Origin of the sequence: Paraburkholderia ribeironis (assembly GCF_900019265.1) — a bacterium.
GTDB classification, from domain to species: Bacteria; Pseudomonadota; Gammaproteobacteria; order Burkholderiales; family Burkholderiaceae; genus Paraburkholderia; species Paraburkholderia ribeironis.
Genome location: NZ_CYGX02000060.1, coordinates 66,510 through 82,004 on the forward strand (window position 1 = coordinate 66,510; position 15,495 = coordinate 82,004).

The following is a 15,495-nucleotide window of genomic DNA, read 5'->3' on the forward strand; positions in this document are numbered from 1 at the left end:
GCAAATCACGGATTGAAAACGCACGATCGTGCTGATTGCTTTACACTCAGCATGCTTGCGAACCCTGATCGATATGGAGACACGATGCGCGCGATTCGCTGTAATCAATACGGGCCGCCGGAGAGCCTCGCGGTCGAAAACCTGCCTGAGCTCGAGCCGTCGCCCGGCCACGTCGTGATCGACGTCAAAGCCGCAGCCGTCAACTTCCCCGACGTGCTGATCATCGAAAACAAATACCAGTTCAAACCACCGCTGCCCTTTACCCCTGGCTCGGAAGTCGCGGGGGTCGTGCGCGCGGTCGGCGCCGGTGTCACGCAATTCAAGGCCGGCGCACGCGTGGTCGCGTACACCGGTTCGGGCGGCTTTGCCGAGCAGGCGCTGGCGCCGGCCGCGGCATGCGTGCCATTGGCGGACGGCGTCGAATTCGACGTGGCGGCGGCATTCACACTGGCGTACGGCACCTCGCATCACGCGGTGGTCGACCGTGGCGCATTGCAGGCCGGCGAGACCATGTTGGTACTCGGTGCGGCCGGCGGCGTCGGACTGGCGGCGGTCGAGATCGGCAAGGCGCTCGGCGCACGGGTGATCGCGGCGGCGTCGAGCGACGCAAAGCTCGCCACCTGCGTGAGCCACGGCGCGGATGCCACCATCAACTACAGCACCGAAGACCTGCGCGAGCGCATCAAGGCGCTCACCGACGGCAAAGGCCCCGATGTGATCTACGATCCCGTCGGCGGCGTTTATGCGGAGCCGGCGTTTCGCAGCATCGGCTGGCGCGGCCGTTATCTGGTGGTCGGTTTCGCGAACGGAGAAATTCCGAAGTTGCCGCTCAATCTGGCGCTGCTCAAGGGCGCGAGTCTGGTCGGCGTATTCTGGGGCGATTTCGCAAAGCGCGAGCCGCAGCGCAATCACGCCGCATTCGAGCAGATGACCCGGTGGATCGGCGAAGGCAAGCTCAAGCCATACGTGTCCGCCCGCTATGCGCTCGAAGACACCGGCCGCGCATTGCGCGACATGGCCGAGCGTCGCGTGATCGGCAAAGTGGTCATTACCCCTTAGACGTTGCACAAAGTGCAAACGGCGTGCGGTTCGAAAAACCGCACGCCGTTTGCCTTTGATGAACTCGGGGTTCGCAGCACCTACAGCTTCTCGGTATCGGCTGTCCTCGGCTGCCACTTCATCAAGCGCCGCTCACCGATGCCGACAATCGCATCGAGAATCAATGCGAACGCGGTCAACACCAGAATCCCGGCGAACACCGTGTTGATATCGAACGTGCCCTCGGCTTGCAGGATCAGATAGCCGACGCCGCGCGCCGAGCCGAGATACTCGCCCACCACCGAGCCGACGAACGCGAGCCCCACCGACGTGTGCAAGCTGGAGAACACCCAGCTCATCGCGCTCGGCAGATAGACGAAGCGCAGCAACTGCTTGCGGTTCGCGCCGAGCATCCGCGCGTTCGCGAGCACGACCGGGCTGACTTCCTTCACGCCCTGATAGACATTGAAGAACACGATAAAGAACACCAGCGTGACGCCGAGAGCCACCTTCGACCAGATGCCGAGGCCGAACCACACGCCGAAGATCGGCGCGAGAATCACACGCGGCATCGAGTTGGCGGCCTTCACATACGGATCGAACAACGCGCTCGCGAGCGGCGCCAGCGCAAGCCACAGGCCGACGCCGAGTCCAATCGCCGTACCGAGCACGAACGCGAGCACGGTCTCGACCAGCGTGATCCACAGATGCAGATAGATCTCGCCGCTCGTGAACCACTCCCAGATTCGTTGCAGCACTTTCTGCGGCTCGCCGAAGAAGAACGCGGCCTTGTTCGGATCGTCGAAATAGAACGCCGGCAGCAGCGTCGGGCTGGTCAGCACGTACCAGAGCACGAAGCACAGCACGAGCAGCAGCCATTGCCAGATCACCAGATTCGCCCGCCTCGGGCGCAACGTTTTCCACATGACTCGGTTTGCCTTGGACAATCGACGCACGCGCTCGCTGACCGCGAATACGCGACACGACGCAATACGGTTAAACAGCGCGGTTAAACAACACGGTTAAACAGCGCAATCAAACGGCGCGATCAAACGGCGGTTAGCTGCTGCTGGTAGCCCTTGAGCACTTCATCGCGCAGCACGCTCCAGATCTGCGCGTGCAACTCGACGAAGCGCGGATGCGAGCGAATCTCCGCAACATCGCGCGGCCGCGGCAGATCGATCGTGAATTCGCCGATCGGACGCGTGCCCGGTCCCGCCGACAACACCACCACGCGGTCGGACATCGCGATCGCTTCATCGAGATCGTGCGTGATGAACAACACCGCTTTGCGCTTCGCGGCCCACAGATCGAGCAACTCGTTTTCCATCAACTGACGCGTCTGGATGTCGAGCGCCGAAAACGGCTCGTCCATCAGGATGATGTCGGGATCGAGAATCAGCGTCTGCGCCATCGCGACGCGCTTGCGCATGCCGCCCGATAGCTGATGCGGATAGCGATCGCCGAAGCCGCCGAGGCCGACGCGCTTCAGCCACTCGTCCGCCTTGAGGCGGGCAACGGCGGCCGGTACGCCGCGAAACGAAAGGCCGGCCATCACGTTATCGATGGCCGAGCGCCACGGCATCAATGCGTCCGCCTGGAACATGTAGCCGGCGCTCTGGTTGAGGCCGTCGAGCGTTTCGCCGAACACGCTGACCGTACCGGCCGACGGCGCCAGCAATCCGGCGCCGACGTTCAGCAGCGTGGACTTGCCGCAGCCGGTCGGGCCGACCACCGAGACGAACTCACCCGGTGCGATGCGCAACGTGGTGTCCTTGACCGCCGTGTAGCGCTGCGCGCGGTTCTCGCGCGCAGCGAACGTGCAGGTGATGTTTTCGAGTGCCAGGGCAGCAACGGTCATCGTTCGGCTCGCTTCGAAGATCGGGTTCGGGGTGGAAGGTCGTGACGGTGGCGGTCGGTGGCGTGAAAGCGGTCCGCACCGCCCTCACCTGAGCACGCCCGCGCTTTATGCCTTGACGGTGCTCAACGCTTTCTTGACGAAGTCGTTGGTCCACGCCTTCGACAAATCGATCGGCTTGCCCTGCATCTGTGGATCGAACGCCTGCAACGTTTTCAGCGAGGTCGCGGGACCGTCCGCGGGCATCAGGCCGTCGGGCGACATCGCTTCCCTCACATGCTGCCACGCGTCCAGATACACCGCGCGGTCGCCCAGCAGATAGCTTTCCGGCACCGTCTTGATCAGCTCGCTGCCGCTCGCCGCCTGCAACCACTTGAGCGCGCGCACCATCGCGTTGGTCAGCGCCTGTGTCGTATTCGGATTCTTCGCGATGAAGCTTTGCGATGCGTACAGGCAGCCTGCCGGCATATCGCCGCCGAATACGCCGCGCGTATCGGCGAGCGTGCGCGTGTCCGACACGACGCGAATCTCGCCCGTGCGTTCGAGCCTCGTGATGACCGGATCGAGATTGGCGATCGCGTCGATCTGCCCCGACTGCAGCGCGGCGATTGCACCGGCGCCCGCACCCACGCCGATGAACGCGACGTCTTTCGCGCTCAGTCCGGCCTTCGCCAGCACGAAGCTCGCCATGATCGAGGTCGACGAACCCGGTGCGGTCACGCCGATCTTCTTGCCCTTCAGATCGGCAATCGACTTGTAGTCCGGCACGGTCTTCTTCGACACCGCGAGCACGATCTGCGGCGCGCGTCCCTGCAGCACGAATTCGCGGAACATCTGCTTCTGCGCCTGCAACAGCAAGGTGTGTTCGAATGCGCCAGAGACCACGTCGGCGCTGCCGCCGACTGCCGCCTTCAAGGCTTGCGAGCCGCCGGCGAAATCGGAGATTTCGACCTCGAGCCCTTCGTCCTTGAAGTAGTTGCGGCGCTCGGCGATCGTGAGCGGCAGATAGTAGAACAGGTTCTTGCCGCCGACTGCGATTGCCACCTTGGTGGTCTCGGGTTTGCCCTGCGCGAAAGCAAGCGGTGTGGCCGCGAGCGTCGCGCCCGCGAGCGCGGCGCTACCGGCGAGAAAGGTTCTGCGTTGCATGGTTTGTCGGCTCCAATCTTTTGTTGTGCGGTCCTTTTGCAGCGGTCCTTTGCAGCGGTCCTTTGCAGCGGCCCTTTGCAGCGGTCCTTTTGCAGCAGCGCTAGCGCTGCTCTGTTGCTTGCCGCGATGCTCGTGGGTGCCGCGTTCGCATGCCGGTGCGCGTGACGGCTTGCGCCGCGATGTGCATACTGCACCGCGCGTTGCCTGCCTCAGACGATCTGTTGCGCGCGCAACCTTGCGATGTCGTCAGCATCATAACCTAGCGATTGCAGGACTTCATCGGTATGTTCACCCAGTTCAGGGCCGAGCCAGCGCGTCTCGCCTGGCGTCGCCGAGAGCTTCGGCGTGACCGACGGCAGGGTGATTTCCTGGCCGTCCCGCCACTTGAAGCGCTGGATCATCTGACGGGCGATGAACTGCGGATCGGTGAACATATCCGCCACGCTGTAGATGCGGCCCACCGGCACATCGGCCGCATTCAGCACGGCAAGGGCTTCGTCGATGGTGCGCGTGGCGAGCCATGCGGCGATCGCGCCGTCGATTTCCTGGGTGCGCGGCACACGGCCGTCGTTATGCGCGAGCGCCGGATCGTTCGCGAGATCGTCGCGTTCAATCGCCACCATCAGGCGCTTGAAGATCGGATCGCTATTGCCGCCGATCACGATGCTGCCGTCGCGACACGGATAGGTGTTCGACGGCACGATGCCCGGCAGCGACGCGCCGGTGCGCTCGCGCACCATGCCATACACGCCGTACTCGGGCACTACGCTTTCCATCATGTTGAAGACCGCCTCGTACAGCGCGACGTCGACGACCTGCCCCTTGCCGCCGTTCACCTGCTTGTGATGCAGCGCCATCAACGCGCCGATCACGCCATGCAGCGCGGCGATCGAATCACCGATCGAAATGCCGATGCGCGGCGGCGGCAAATCCGGATAGCCGGTGATATGCCGCAGGCCGCCCATCGATTCGGCGATCGCGCCGAAGCCGGGCCGGTCGCGATAGGGTCCGGTCTGGCCATAGCCGGACAGACGCACCATCACGAGACCAGGGTTTTCCGCGCACAGCACGTCGTAACCGAGGCCGAGCTTCTCCAGCAACCCGGGCCGGAAATTTTCGACGACGATGTCCGCCTCTTTGGCCAGACGCCGCACGATCTGCTTGCCCTCTTCGGCCTTCAGATTGATCGTCACGGACTTCTTGTTGCGCGCCTGCACGGCCCACCACAGCGACGTGCCGCCGACTTCCGGATAGAGCTTGCGCCATTTGCGCAGCGGGTCGCCGCCTTTGGGATCTTCGATCTTGATCACGTCGGCGCCGAACTCACCGAGAAAACGCGCGGCGAACGGGCCGGCGATCAGCGTGCCGAGTTCCAGCACCTTGACGCCGGCGAGCGGGCCGCGTTGATCGCGTTGATCGCGTTGACCTTCGGGCGCGGCGCTCGCGCCTGATTCAGGGGTGGCGCTCATGGGTCTCCTTTGTTCTGGTCCTGACGTACGCACTCGGGGTGCGCGGTCCTGAGGTAGGTCGCGGCATCGCGAGCCGGCGGCGTCCCTGGCCTAACCGTTGCCGCCGTGACGCGGGCAGCGCCGCGCGCTACATGGAACGGCGGTCGAGCATCGCGCGCGCGATCGTGCCGGCGTCGACATACTCGAGTTCGCCGCCCACCGGCACGCCGCGAGCGAGACGCGTGACGGCAAGGCCGCGCGCCTTGAGCGTCTGCCCGAGGTAATGCGCGGTGGCCTCGCCTTCGTTGGTGAAATTGGTCGCGAGCACGACTTCCTTGACGATCCCGTCCGACGCGCGCCTGACCAGCCGGTCGAAATGGATCTCCTTCGGGCCGATGCCGTCGAGCGGACTGAGCCGCCCCATCAACACGAAATAAAGACCGCGATAGGTCATGGTCTGCTCGAGCATGATCTGGTCGGCTGGCGTTTCGACGACGCACAGCAGCGTGGGATCGCGCTCTTCGTCGAGGCAGACCTCGCAGATCTGCGCTTCGGTAAAGGTGTTGCACTTCTCGCAGTGGCGCAGATGCTCGGTCGCGAACAGCAGCGAGCGGCCGAGCTTCTCGGCGCCATCACGGTCGTGCTGCATCAGGTGATACGCGATGCGTTGGGCCGACTTCGGCCCGACACCGGGTAGCGCGCGCAGCGCTTCGACGAGCGCCGACAAGGCGGAAGGTTGTTTCATGCGAATCGGCGTCGAAGTAGCTAGTGCCGTGTAGGCAGAAGGTGGTGCAGCGGGTTCGGTCGAGCTTCGGTGCAACTTCGGTAAAGCGTCTTTCAGTGCGACTGCGGCGCAACTGCATGCGCCTGATGGAAAGCTCGAACGAACTCGCGCGAACCGGAACGTATGGGATGCAGATGCAAGTGGCCCGCTGCATACAAGCCGCGCACCACTCGCGCTCTGGGCCGCGCGTTCCGGCGCGTTTGGGCACATTCCCGCGCGCTGCGTTCACGTCGCGGCAATCGCAGCCGCGGGGCCCGGCCGCATCAGGGCGCCATTACGGCGGCGTGGTTCAGAACGGCAGCTTGAAGCCCGGCGGCAGCGGCAGGCCCGAGGTCATGCCGCCCATCTTTTCCTGGGCGGTGGCTTCGGCCTTGCGCACGGCGTCGTTAAACGCGGCGGCGACGAGGTCTTCCAGCATGTCCTTGTCGTCGGCGAGCAGGCTCGGATCGATCGACACGCGACGGACGTCGTTCTTGCAGGTCATCGTCACCTTCACGAGACCGGCGCCCGACTGCCCCTCGACTTCGATCTGCGCGAGTTGCTCCTGCATCTTCTTCATGTTTTCCTGCATCTGCTGGGCTTGCTTCATCAGCCCGGCGAGTTGACCTTTCATCATGGACCTGCTCCTTCTAGATAGCGTGAAATCTGGAAATCGGGCGCGTGAGCGCGCGACGAATCAGTGGACCGAGTGGACCGACGACGCGCCGTTCGAGGCGGCGTCCGGGGTAATCGGGCGAATCGAGCCGGGCACGATGCTCGCGCCGAACTCGCGAATCAGCGACTGCACGAAAGGATCGGCGCCAATCTCGCGCTCCGCTTCGTGCTGACGCTGTGCGCGCATCGCAGCGTCGTGCGCGGCGGCGGTGCGGCGTGCCGGTCCGACTTCGACCAGCACGTCGACGCTCTGGCCGAGCCGCTCGGCGAGCGCGCTCTTCAGTTTAGCGACCTGCGACGCCTCCGCGTACTGCGGCACCGGCACATTCAGTTTGAGCGTGTTGCCTTCGAGCGCCATCAGTTCGCTGTTGAATGCAAGCTGATACGAAATGCCCTTGAGCGGCAGGTCGACGGCGAGCGCCGGCCAGTCACCCTTGAAACCGAGCGGGTCGAGCGGCACGGCGGGCGGCAGCGGACGCGAATCGATCACCGGCGCGGGCATCGGCTCGGCGGATCCGGCGCTCATGCGCAGCTCATCGGGACCGCGGTCGAACACGGGCATGTAGTTGTCGTCCGGCGGAGCGAAATAACCGTCGTCCGCTGCGGAGACCGGCAAGTAGTCGTCGGGCGGCATGTCGTCCCACGGCGGGAGCGACGAGCTATTTGGCTCCGTGGCGCCACGCTGCACCGCCGACGATGCCGCCTGCGAGCCTGGGGCGGCGTCCTGCTGCGACGCGCGGCGCGGCGCATCCGGCGTCGGCACCGGCACAACCACACGGGGCGCGGCCGGTTTCGGCATGGCCGGCGCGGCAGGCTTCGCTGCCGCCGCAGCAGTGGCGCGGCCACGCTCCGACGATACTTTCAGGCCGGCGCTGCGCAACACGTCGAGTGCAGCGCTCGCACCGCCTGCGCGACGCGGCGCGACCGCGTCCGCCGGCGGCGGCTCTTGCGACGTGACGACCGTTGCGGCCTGCGCGGCTTGCTCCGTGCGTGCCGGCGCGGCAGTGGCGGGCGCCGTGTGCGAAGAAGCAGGTACCGCGCCGCTCACAGGAGGCGTGGTGGAGATTTCGTTGGCAACCGGCTCGTTGTGGGCAATGTTGACGCTGACCGGGTCGGCGGGCGCGTCGTCCCAAGGGGCCAACGCGGGTGCCGGGTTTGCCGTGTCGAGCGTGGGCGCCGCAGCGGCAGGCATTGGAGCGGATGGCGTGTCATCGCCAACAGACGCACACGCGGACACCGAATTGATTGCGTCGACAACCGGTGCCGGCCTGTCCGCCGCGGACTCCGCTGGCGCAGACTGCGCAGCGCTTGCATCGGCGATTCGCTCGCTGGCAGGCATCGTGGGCTCGACAACCCCGCCGGCGCTCGCCGCTTCGCGCGAGTCTGCCGGCGTGGCCATCGAAGCAGCCGCCGCAGTACCCGCCGCGGGCGAACCCGACAACGCGCGCAACGCGGCCACCGTCGGCGTAGCCGCGCGCTTCGCAGCGCCCGCACCCGCCTGCCCAGCCGGACGCGTCGCGCCCGCCGCGCCGCCACCGCCGCCCGTCGGCGCCGGTTCGAACGCCAGCATCCGCAGCAGCGTCATCGTGAAGCCGGAGTATTCGTCCGGTGCAAGACCCAGTTCGCTTCGGCCGATCGTCGCGATCTGATAGAACAATTGCACCTGCTCGGCACTCAGCGCGTCGGCAAAGCGGCGCAGATCGCCAGCCTCCGGCCACTCGTCCAGCACCGACGACGGCGCGAACTGCGCCCACGCGACGCGATGCAGCAAGCTCGCCAGATCCTGCAAGGCCGTCGAAAACGACAGGCTGCGCAACGCCATCTCGTCGGCCACCGCCAGTACCGCGGCGCCATCGCCGTCGGCGAGCGCATCGAGCAGCCGGATCAGGTAGCTCTGATCGAGGGCGCCGAGCATGCCGCGCACTGCCTCTTCATTGACCTGATTGGCCGAATAGGCAATCGCCTGATCGGTCAACGACAGCGCGTCGCGCATCGAGCCGTCCGCTGCACGCGCGAGCAGGCGCAGCGCCTGGGCGTCGTAGGGCACCTGCTCCTCGCCGAGGATGCGCTCGAGGTGCGAGACGATATGGCCGGCCGGCATCTGCTTCAGATTGAACTGCAGACAGCGCGACAGCACCGTGACGGGAATCTTCTGCGGATCGGTCGTGGCGAGAATGAACTTGACGTGCGACGGCGGCTCTTCCAGCGTCTTCAACATCGCATTGAAGGCGTGGTTGGTCAGCATGTGCACTTCGTCGATCATGTAGACCTTGAAGCGCGCGTCCACCGGTGCATAGACCGCGCGCTCCAGCAGCGCCGCCATTTCGTCGACGCCGCGATTGCTCGCCGCGTCCATTTCCACATAGTCGACGAAACGCCCTTCGTCGATTTCACGGCACGCACGACAGACGCCGCACGGCGTGGACGTCACGCCGCTTTCGCAATTCAGCGCCTTCGCGAAGATGCGCGACAGCGTGGTCTTACCCACGCCGCGCGTACCGGTAAACAGATAGGCATGGTGCAGACGGCCGCCGTCGAGCGCGTGTGTGAGCGCGCGCACCACGTGCTCCTGTCCGACGAGCGAAGCGAAATCCTTCGGCCGCCATTTGCGTGCGAGAACTTGATAGGTCATGCGGAAATTGTATCAGTAACAATGGCGGTCAAAACCGAATCGGGACGGCACGCGCACGCGTCTCACCGTTTCATTGAAACAGACTAACGGACCGACAGAAAAAAATGCTGAAGCGCGCGAAATGCGACTGCAACGGAACCGCATTCACCAGAGACGGCGACGCCAAGGGTAAAACACGAGTTGGGAGAATGTGCGGCGCAGGCCGCAAAGAAACAGAAACGCGGAGAAAACGGAGAAAGGAAGGTGACGAGCCCGACCCTCGGCACTGGTGGAAAACGGCTGTGGCTGCTTCGTTCCCGACCTGACCAGGTTGACCATCCCTCCATGCGAGGAGGCCCGTCACGAAGCATTCTATCATCGCTCGGGCCATCGCGCGACTGTTAGTACGAGCAAAGCGATATCGACGCACCGAATCAGACTCTGCGCACCACTCTGCGCACCATATAGCCGGTACCCCGCGAGTGGGCGCAGCGGGGACTTGTGTTCATGGCGCCCGCCTCCAGATAAGCGCTGTCGCGGTGATCGAAACAGAGTGGCGGGCTCACCGGCAGTCATTGGCCCCACTGCCGGCCCCACAGCCTTGACGAGTACTATCGCCCCCGGCAACGCATAGCGAATTAAGCTAAACTGGCATTCGGACGACCCGCAAACGCGAGCCTTGCGCACCTTCCGGATAAGTCATTCACTTCTCCGGGCGTGTCGGCAAGACTTCGGATGCGGCAAAGCGAACGGAAGTTTCCTTAGGTTTTGACGTATCGTGGCGAGCAATTCAGGCGGGCCTCGAACCGATAGAGGTATTCATACAATGAGCGAACAAATCAAGCATATTAGCGACGCATCGTTCGAACAGGACGTCGTGAAATCCGATAAACCCGTGCTGCTCGATTTCTGGGCCGAATGGTGCGGTCCGTGCAAGATGATCGCGCCGATCCTCGACGAGGTCGCGAAGGATTACGCCGATCGTCTGCAAATCGCGAAGATCAATGTCGACGAGCATCAATCGACGCCGGTCAAGTTTGGCGTGCGCGGCATCCCCACGCTGATCCTGTTCAAGAACGGCGCCGTCGCCGCGCAGAAGGTCGGCGCATTGTCGAAGTCGCAACTCACCGCGTTCCTCGACGGCAACCTGTAAAGCAGCACGCTGTGAGCCTTCGGGGCGCGCAGCGCGTAGCACGAGCGTGTTGTCAGCCGGCAACACGCTCGACAAGAAAGATGACACGCCCCCGCACTGGCGGAAATTGGCGTGTGCTATGCTAGAATCCGCAAAACGTCGAAAAGACGTGTAAGTCCTTGAGCGGTTCCGCTCACTCTCCTCCCAGATTTCATTTCGTCGCACCTTCTCCTGCGGGTTTCTCCGTATGCATTTATCCGAGCTTAAGACTCTGCACGTGTCCGAATTGATCGAGATGGCCAATGGCCTCGAGATCGAAAGTGCGAACCGCCTGCGCAAGCAGGAACTGATGTTCGCCATTCTAAAAAAACGAGCCAAAACGGGCGACACGATCTTCGGCGACGGCACGCTCGAAGTGCTGCCAGATGGCTTCGGCTTCCTGCGTTCGCCGGAAACCTCGTACCTCGCCAGCACGGATGACATCTATATCAGCCCGTCGCAAATCCGCCGCTTCAACCTGCATACGGGCGACTCGATCGAAGGCGAAGTGCGTACACCGAAAGACGGCGAACGCTATTTCGCGCTGGTGAAGGTGGACAAGGTCAACGGCCAGCCGCCGGAGGCCTCGAAGCACAAGATCATGTTCGAAAACCTGACGCCGCTGCACCCGAACAAGGTGCTGCTGCTCGAACGTGAAATGCGCGGCGAAGAGAACGTCACGGGCCGCATCATCGACATGATCGCGCCGATCGGCAAAGGCCAGCGCGGACTGCTGGTCGCCTCGCCGAAGTCGGGCAAGACCGTGATGCTTCAGCACATCGCCCACGCGATCAAGCAGAACCATCCCGACGTCGTGCTGTTCGTGCTGCTGATCGACGAACGCCCGGAAGAAGTGACCGAAATGCAGCGCTCGGTGGCTGGCGAAGTGATCGCCTCCACGTTCGACGAACCGGCCGCGCGTCACGTGCAGGTCGCCGAAATGGTGATCGAAAAAGCCAAGCGCCTCGTCGAAATGAAGAACGACGTGGTGATCCTGCTCGACTCGATCACGCGTCTCGCACGCGCCTATAACACCGTCGTGCCGGCCTCGGGCAAGGTGCTGACGGGCGGTGTCGACGCCAATGCGCTGCAACGTCCGAAGCGCTTCTTCGGCGCGGCACGCAATATCGAAGAAGGCGGCTCGCTGACCATCATCGGCACCGCGCTGATCGAAACCGGCAGCCGCATGGACGACGTCATCTACGAAGAATTCAAGGGCACCGGCAACATGGAAGTGCACCTGGAGCGTCGCCTTGCGGAGAAGCGCGTCTACCCGTCGATCAACCTGAACAAGTCCGGCACGCGCCGCGAAGAACTGCTGATCAAGCCCGAAGTTCTGCAAAAGATCTGGGTGCTGCGCAAGTTCATCCACGACATGGACGAAGTCGAGTCGATGGAATTCCTGCTCGACAAAATCCGCCAGACGAAGAGCAATTCCGAGTTCTTCGACATGATGCGCCGGGGCGGTGGCGGCTAAGTCCTCGCGCTAGCGCAAGCGCATCAGCCGTATCGCACGCAAAACCGCTCGTCATCCACGAGCGGTTTTTTTTCGTCCGTTGAGTGTGCTGCGCTCCTTGCGTGGGCTGCGCTCCGAATCCGGCGGCATCTGCCCGCAGCACATCAGGAAGTCCGCTAACCTGCACGTGAACGTACACGTTGCAGTACAATCCAACTGGTCCATTTGTGTGCCACCGCTTATGTCGAAGAACTCACCCACCCTGCTGACCGTGCGTGACGCCGCCGAACGCCTCGGCGTCACGCCGCGCACGCTGAAGTACTACGAGGAACGCGGCCTTGTCTCGCCCACGCGCAGCGAAGGCCGCTATCGGCTCTACGACGAAGACGACCTGAAGCGCTTCGGGCGCATCCTGCGTTTGCGCTCGCTCGGCTTTTCCCTGCAGGGCATCACTGAAATGCTGAAGCGGCCGCTCGAACCTGTCGGCGGTCGTCATCGCTTCTCGACCGAGTCGCTGCAGCAGATCCGCGACGCGATCGCGCAGCAGGTCGAGGCGCTTGACGCCCGCATCGCAACGATGCGCCGCGAACTCAAGGAAGCGCAGAAGTTGCGCGCCGAACTGAGCCCCGACCTCGACTACCTCGAACGACGCCTCGCCGGCGAGAATGCCGACGCGCTGCTCGAACAACGCCGTAACGCGCTGGCCGCGACGGCCGCCCCGCCGCTGGCCAAACGCCACCGGAAAACCCGCACGACCAAGCCCGGCGAATCGTCGCCCGGCGAATCGTCATGATCACTGCGTCGTCTCGCACCGCATGGCTCAGCGTCGAAAGGCTGCGCGGCGATTTTTTTCCCTGGGTGCTGGCGGCCATCACCGGCCTCGACTATTTCGACAATTCGATCTTCTCGTTCTTCGCGAGCTACATCGCCGGCGGCATCAACGCATCGCCCGACGAACTGGTGTGGGCCTCGAGCGCCTACGCGGTGGCGGCGGTGCTCGGCATCCTGCAACAGCAATGGTGGATCGAACGCTTCGGCTACCGGCGCTATGTGGCCGGTAGCATGCTGCTCTATTGCGTCGGCGCCGTGGCCGCCGCGCTATCCGGATCGTCGCTCGAACTCGCGCTGGCGCGCGGCTTCCAGGGCTACTTCATCGGCCCGATGATGGGCACCTGCCGCATCCTGATCCAGATGAGCTTCACGCCGCAGCGGCGGCCGGCGGCCACGCGCGCGTTCTTGCTGCTGATCGTTCTGAGCAGCGCGCTCGCGCCTCTGATCGGTGGTCAACTGGTCGCGCATTTCGACTGGCGCGCATTATTTGCGTGCACCGCGCCGGTGGGTGTGCTGTTTGCGGCGCTGGCGCTGCTCGCGTTGCCCGAAACCGGCAACCGCTTGCCCGAGGAGCGCGGATCGGCGCATTTCTGGCCGTACCTCGTCTTCGCGTTCGCTCAAGGCGCGCTGCAAATCGTGATGCAGCAGGTGCGCTTCCAGCTGTTCAGCGCATCGCCGGGGCTGATTCTGCTGACGGTCGCCGGCCTCGTCACGCTGGGCTGGTTCATCTACCAGCAGTGGCACCATCCCGCGCCGCTCATGCGCCTGCATGCGCTGCGCGAGAAAGTCTTCCAGGCCGGGCTCGTGCTGTACATGTTCTACTACTTCATCTCGACCGTGTTCAGCTATCTGATCTCGCGCTTTCTCGAGAGCGGCCTCGGCTTTCCGGTTGAGAACACCGGACGGCTGGTCGGCGTGACGTCGCTGATTTCCGCGAGCGCGCTGTTCGTCTATCTGCGTTATGCGAAGTTGCTGCCGCGCAAGAAGTGGATCATCGTGCCGGGCTTTGCGGTGGCCGCGTTCGCCGCGGCATGGATGACACGCATGTCGCCGGGCGTCGGTGAAGCGGCGCTGATCGTGCCGTTGCTGTTACGCGGACTGCTGTTACTGTTCATCGTGTTGCCAGTCGCCAATCTGACCTTCAGAATCTTTCCCATCGAAGAGTTCGCGCACGGTTACCGGCTGAAAAACATCGTGCGGCAGTTGACGATCTCGTTCGCCACGGCCTCGGTGATCATCGTGGAGCAGCATCGGCAGGCGCTGCATCAAACGCGCCTCGCGGAGTTCGTGAATCCGTACAATCCGGTGTTCCAGAACTCGCTCGCCACGCTGACGCATGGCTTTGTAGCCGCGGGCCGCACGGCATCCGACGCGCATTCGCTGGCGATCGTCGAGATCAGCAGGACAGTCGCGCAGCAGGCCAGCTTTCTGGCTTCGCTGGACGGCTTCTATTTTCTGATCGGCATCGCGATATGCGGCGGGCTGTTTGCCGCGTGGCAAAAACAGATCGACTAGGGGTTTCATCAGGTCATGCTCTCGAAACTCACTCAATGGCTGGGCGCGCGCCGCCGCCAGCGCGCGCTGCGCGACTACCCGATCGACGACGCGCTGTGGCAGGCCACGCTCGCCGGCCTGCCGTTTTTCGCGCACCTCGACGCGCCGGACCTTGCGCGTCTGCGCGAACTGACCAGCCTGTTCATCGCGCAAAAGGAGTTTTCGACCGCTCACGATCTCGAACTGACCGATGCGATGACCGTCGCGATTGCCGCACAGGCGTGTCTGCCGGTGCTGAACCTGAGTCTCGACCTGTATCGCGGCTGGGTCGGCGTGATCGTCTATCCGGGCGAATTCGTGATCCGCAAGACCGTCGAGGACGAAGACGGCGTCGTGCACGAGGTCGAACACGACGCCAGCGGCGAAGCATGGGAAGGCGGGCCGGTGGTGCTGTCGTGGGAAGACGCGCAGATGACCGACGGCACCGACGCCTATAACGTCGTGATTCACGAGTTCGCGCACAAGATCGACATGCTGAACGGCGAAGCGGACGGCCACCCGCCGCTGATCCGCCGCTGGCATGCGCCGCTCGACTCGCGCGCATGGGCCGACGTGTTCGATCAGGCATACGACCAATTCTGCGCCCGGGTCGACGCGGTTGCGCAGCGCCGCTGGGCGCGTTTCGAACGCGAATCGCTGATCGATCCGTACGCGGCGGATCATCCTTCGGAATTTTTTGCTGTGTGCAGCGAGGCGCTGTTCGTCAAGCCACACGCGTTCGAGGCGCAGTATCCGGAGCTGTATCGGTTGCTGGCGCGCTACTACCGCCAGGATCCGGCTCGCGTCGGGTTGACGTTCACGCCCGCCTGACACACACGCCCGGTGCTCCGCACTGCTGGCAAAAAGCTGGCGGAAAATTCGTCAAGCGACTGATTTTCTGGCATAATCGCGTTTTTTCGACCATAGGCAAGTGGCTCGCGCCTAGATGCGGTCCGTCCATCGCG

The 15,495-nt window shown here is 63.9% G+C and carries 13 protein-coding genes and 1 other RNA gene; 6 read left to right on the top strand and 8 right to left on the bottom strand.

Going from position 1 to position 15,495, the window contains the following annotated elements:
• The first annotated feature begins 84 nt into the window (after nucleotides 1-84).
• A complete protein-coding gene (locus tag BN2475_RS25155) occupies nucleotides 85-1,059 on the top strand; it encodes an NADPH:quinone oxidoreductase family protein (RefSeq protein ID WP_094782183.1) in 975 nt (324 codons plus the stop codon).
• Nucleotides 1,060-1,139: 80 nt separating this feature from the next.
• Here the strand turns inward: BN2475_RS25155 and BN2475_RS25160 are convergent, their stop codons facing one another.
• The 8 genes from BN2475_RS25160 to ffs form a co-directional block, all read right to left on the bottom strand.
• Nucleotides 1,140-1,964 (bottom strand): ABC transporter permease, encoded by an 825-nt coding sequence (locus tag BN2475_RS25160; RefSeq protein ID WP_094782184.1) that lies wholly within the window; start codon nucleotides 1,962-1,964, stop codon nucleotides 1,140-1,142.
• 122 nt (nucleotides 1,965-2,086) lie between these two features.
• Entirely contained in the window at nucleotides 2,087-2,899 is an 813-nt protein-coding gene (locus tag BN2475_RS25165) for an ABC transporter ATP-binding protein (RefSeq protein WP_094782185.1), read from the bottom strand.
• Nucleotides 2,900-3,004: 105 nt separating this feature from the next.
• Nucleotides 3,005-4,042 carry an ABC transporter substrate-binding protein gene (locus BN2475_RS25170; RefSeq protein ID WP_094782186.1) on the bottom strand — a complete coding sequence of 346 codons (1,038 nt, stop codon included), beginning with the start codon at nucleotides 4,040-4,042 and terminating at the stop codon, nucleotides 3,005-3,007.
• A gap of 209 nt (nucleotides 4,043-4,251) precedes the next feature.
• Nucleotides 4,252-5,511: a CaiB/BaiF CoA transferase family protein gene (locus BN2475_RS25175; protein ID WP_094782187.1), complete on the bottom strand. Its 1,260-nt coding sequence runs from the start codon at nucleotides 5,509-5,511 to the stop codon at nucleotides 4,252-4,254.
• A gap of 127 nt (nucleotides 5,512-5,638) precedes the next feature.
• The gene (gene recR / locus BN2475_RS25180) at nucleotides 5,639-6,235 is read right to left on the bottom strand and encodes a recombination mediator RecR (RefSeq protein ID WP_094782188.1); all 597 of its coding nucleotides are present in this window, start codon (nucleotides 6,233-6,235) and stop codon (nucleotides 5,639-5,641) included.
• Nucleotides 6,236-6,563: 328 nt separating this feature from the next.
• A complete protein-coding gene (locus tag BN2475_RS25185; RefSeq protein ID WP_006048866.1) occupies nucleotides 6,564-6,890 on the bottom strand; it encodes a YbaB/EbfC family nucleoid-associated protein in 327 nt (108 codons plus the stop codon).
• A gap of 60 nt (nucleotides 6,891-6,950) precedes the next feature.
• Nucleotides 6,951-9,560, bottom strand: coding sequence for a DNA polymerase III subunit gamma/tau (locus BN2475_RS25190; RefSeq protein WP_094782189.1), 2,610 nt, complete (start codon nucleotides 9,558-9,560; stop codon nucleotides 6,951-6,953).
• Between the two features lie 242 nt (nucleotides 9,561-9,802).
• Nucleotides 9,803-9,901, bottom strand: an RNA gene (gene ffs / locus BN2475_RS25195) — signal recognition particle sRNA small type.
• Nucleotides 9,902-10,365: 464 nt separating this feature from the next.
• Between ffs and trxA the strand changes: the two genes are divergently transcribed.
• The 5 genes from trxA to BN2475_RS25220 all read left to right on the top strand — a co-directional run bounded on the left by trxA (nucleotide 10,366) and on the right by BN2475_RS25220 (nucleotide 15,361).
• The gene (gene trxA / locus BN2475_RS25200) at nucleotides 10,366-10,692 is read left to right on the top strand and encodes a thioredoxin TrxA (RefSeq protein ID WP_006048864.1); all 327 of its coding nucleotides are present in this window, start codon (nucleotides 10,366-10,368) and stop codon (nucleotides 10,690-10,692) included.
• Nucleotides 10,693-10,918: 226 nt separating this feature from the next.
• Nucleotides 10,919-12,187 (top strand): transcription termination factor Rho, encoded by a 1,269-nt coding sequence (gene rho / locus BN2475_RS25205; protein WP_094782190.1) that lies wholly within the window; start codon nucleotides 10,919-10,921, stop codon nucleotides 12,185-12,187.
• Between the two features lie 220 nt (nucleotides 12,188-12,407).
• Nucleotides 12,408-12,959, top strand: a complete 552-nt coding sequence (locus BN2475_RS25210) for a MerR family transcriptional regulator (RefSeq protein ID WP_094782191.1) — start codon at nucleotides 12,408-12,410, stop codon at nucleotides 12,957-12,959.
• Nucleotides 12,956-14,512, top strand: a complete 1,557-nt coding sequence (locus tag BN2475_RS25215; RefSeq protein ID WP_094782192.1) for an MFS transporter — start codon at nucleotides 12,956-12,958, stop codon at nucleotides 14,510-14,512. Before BN2475_RS25210 ends, BN2475_RS25215 begins: the two co-directional genes overlap by 4 nt.
• Before the next feature lie 15 nt (nucleotides 14,513-14,527).
• A complete protein-coding gene (locus tag BN2475_RS25220) occupies nucleotides 14,528-15,361 on the top strand; it encodes a M90 family metallopeptidase (protein WP_094782193.1) in 834 nt (277 codons plus the stop codon).
• Nucleotides 15,362-15,495 lie beyond the last annotated feature (134 nt).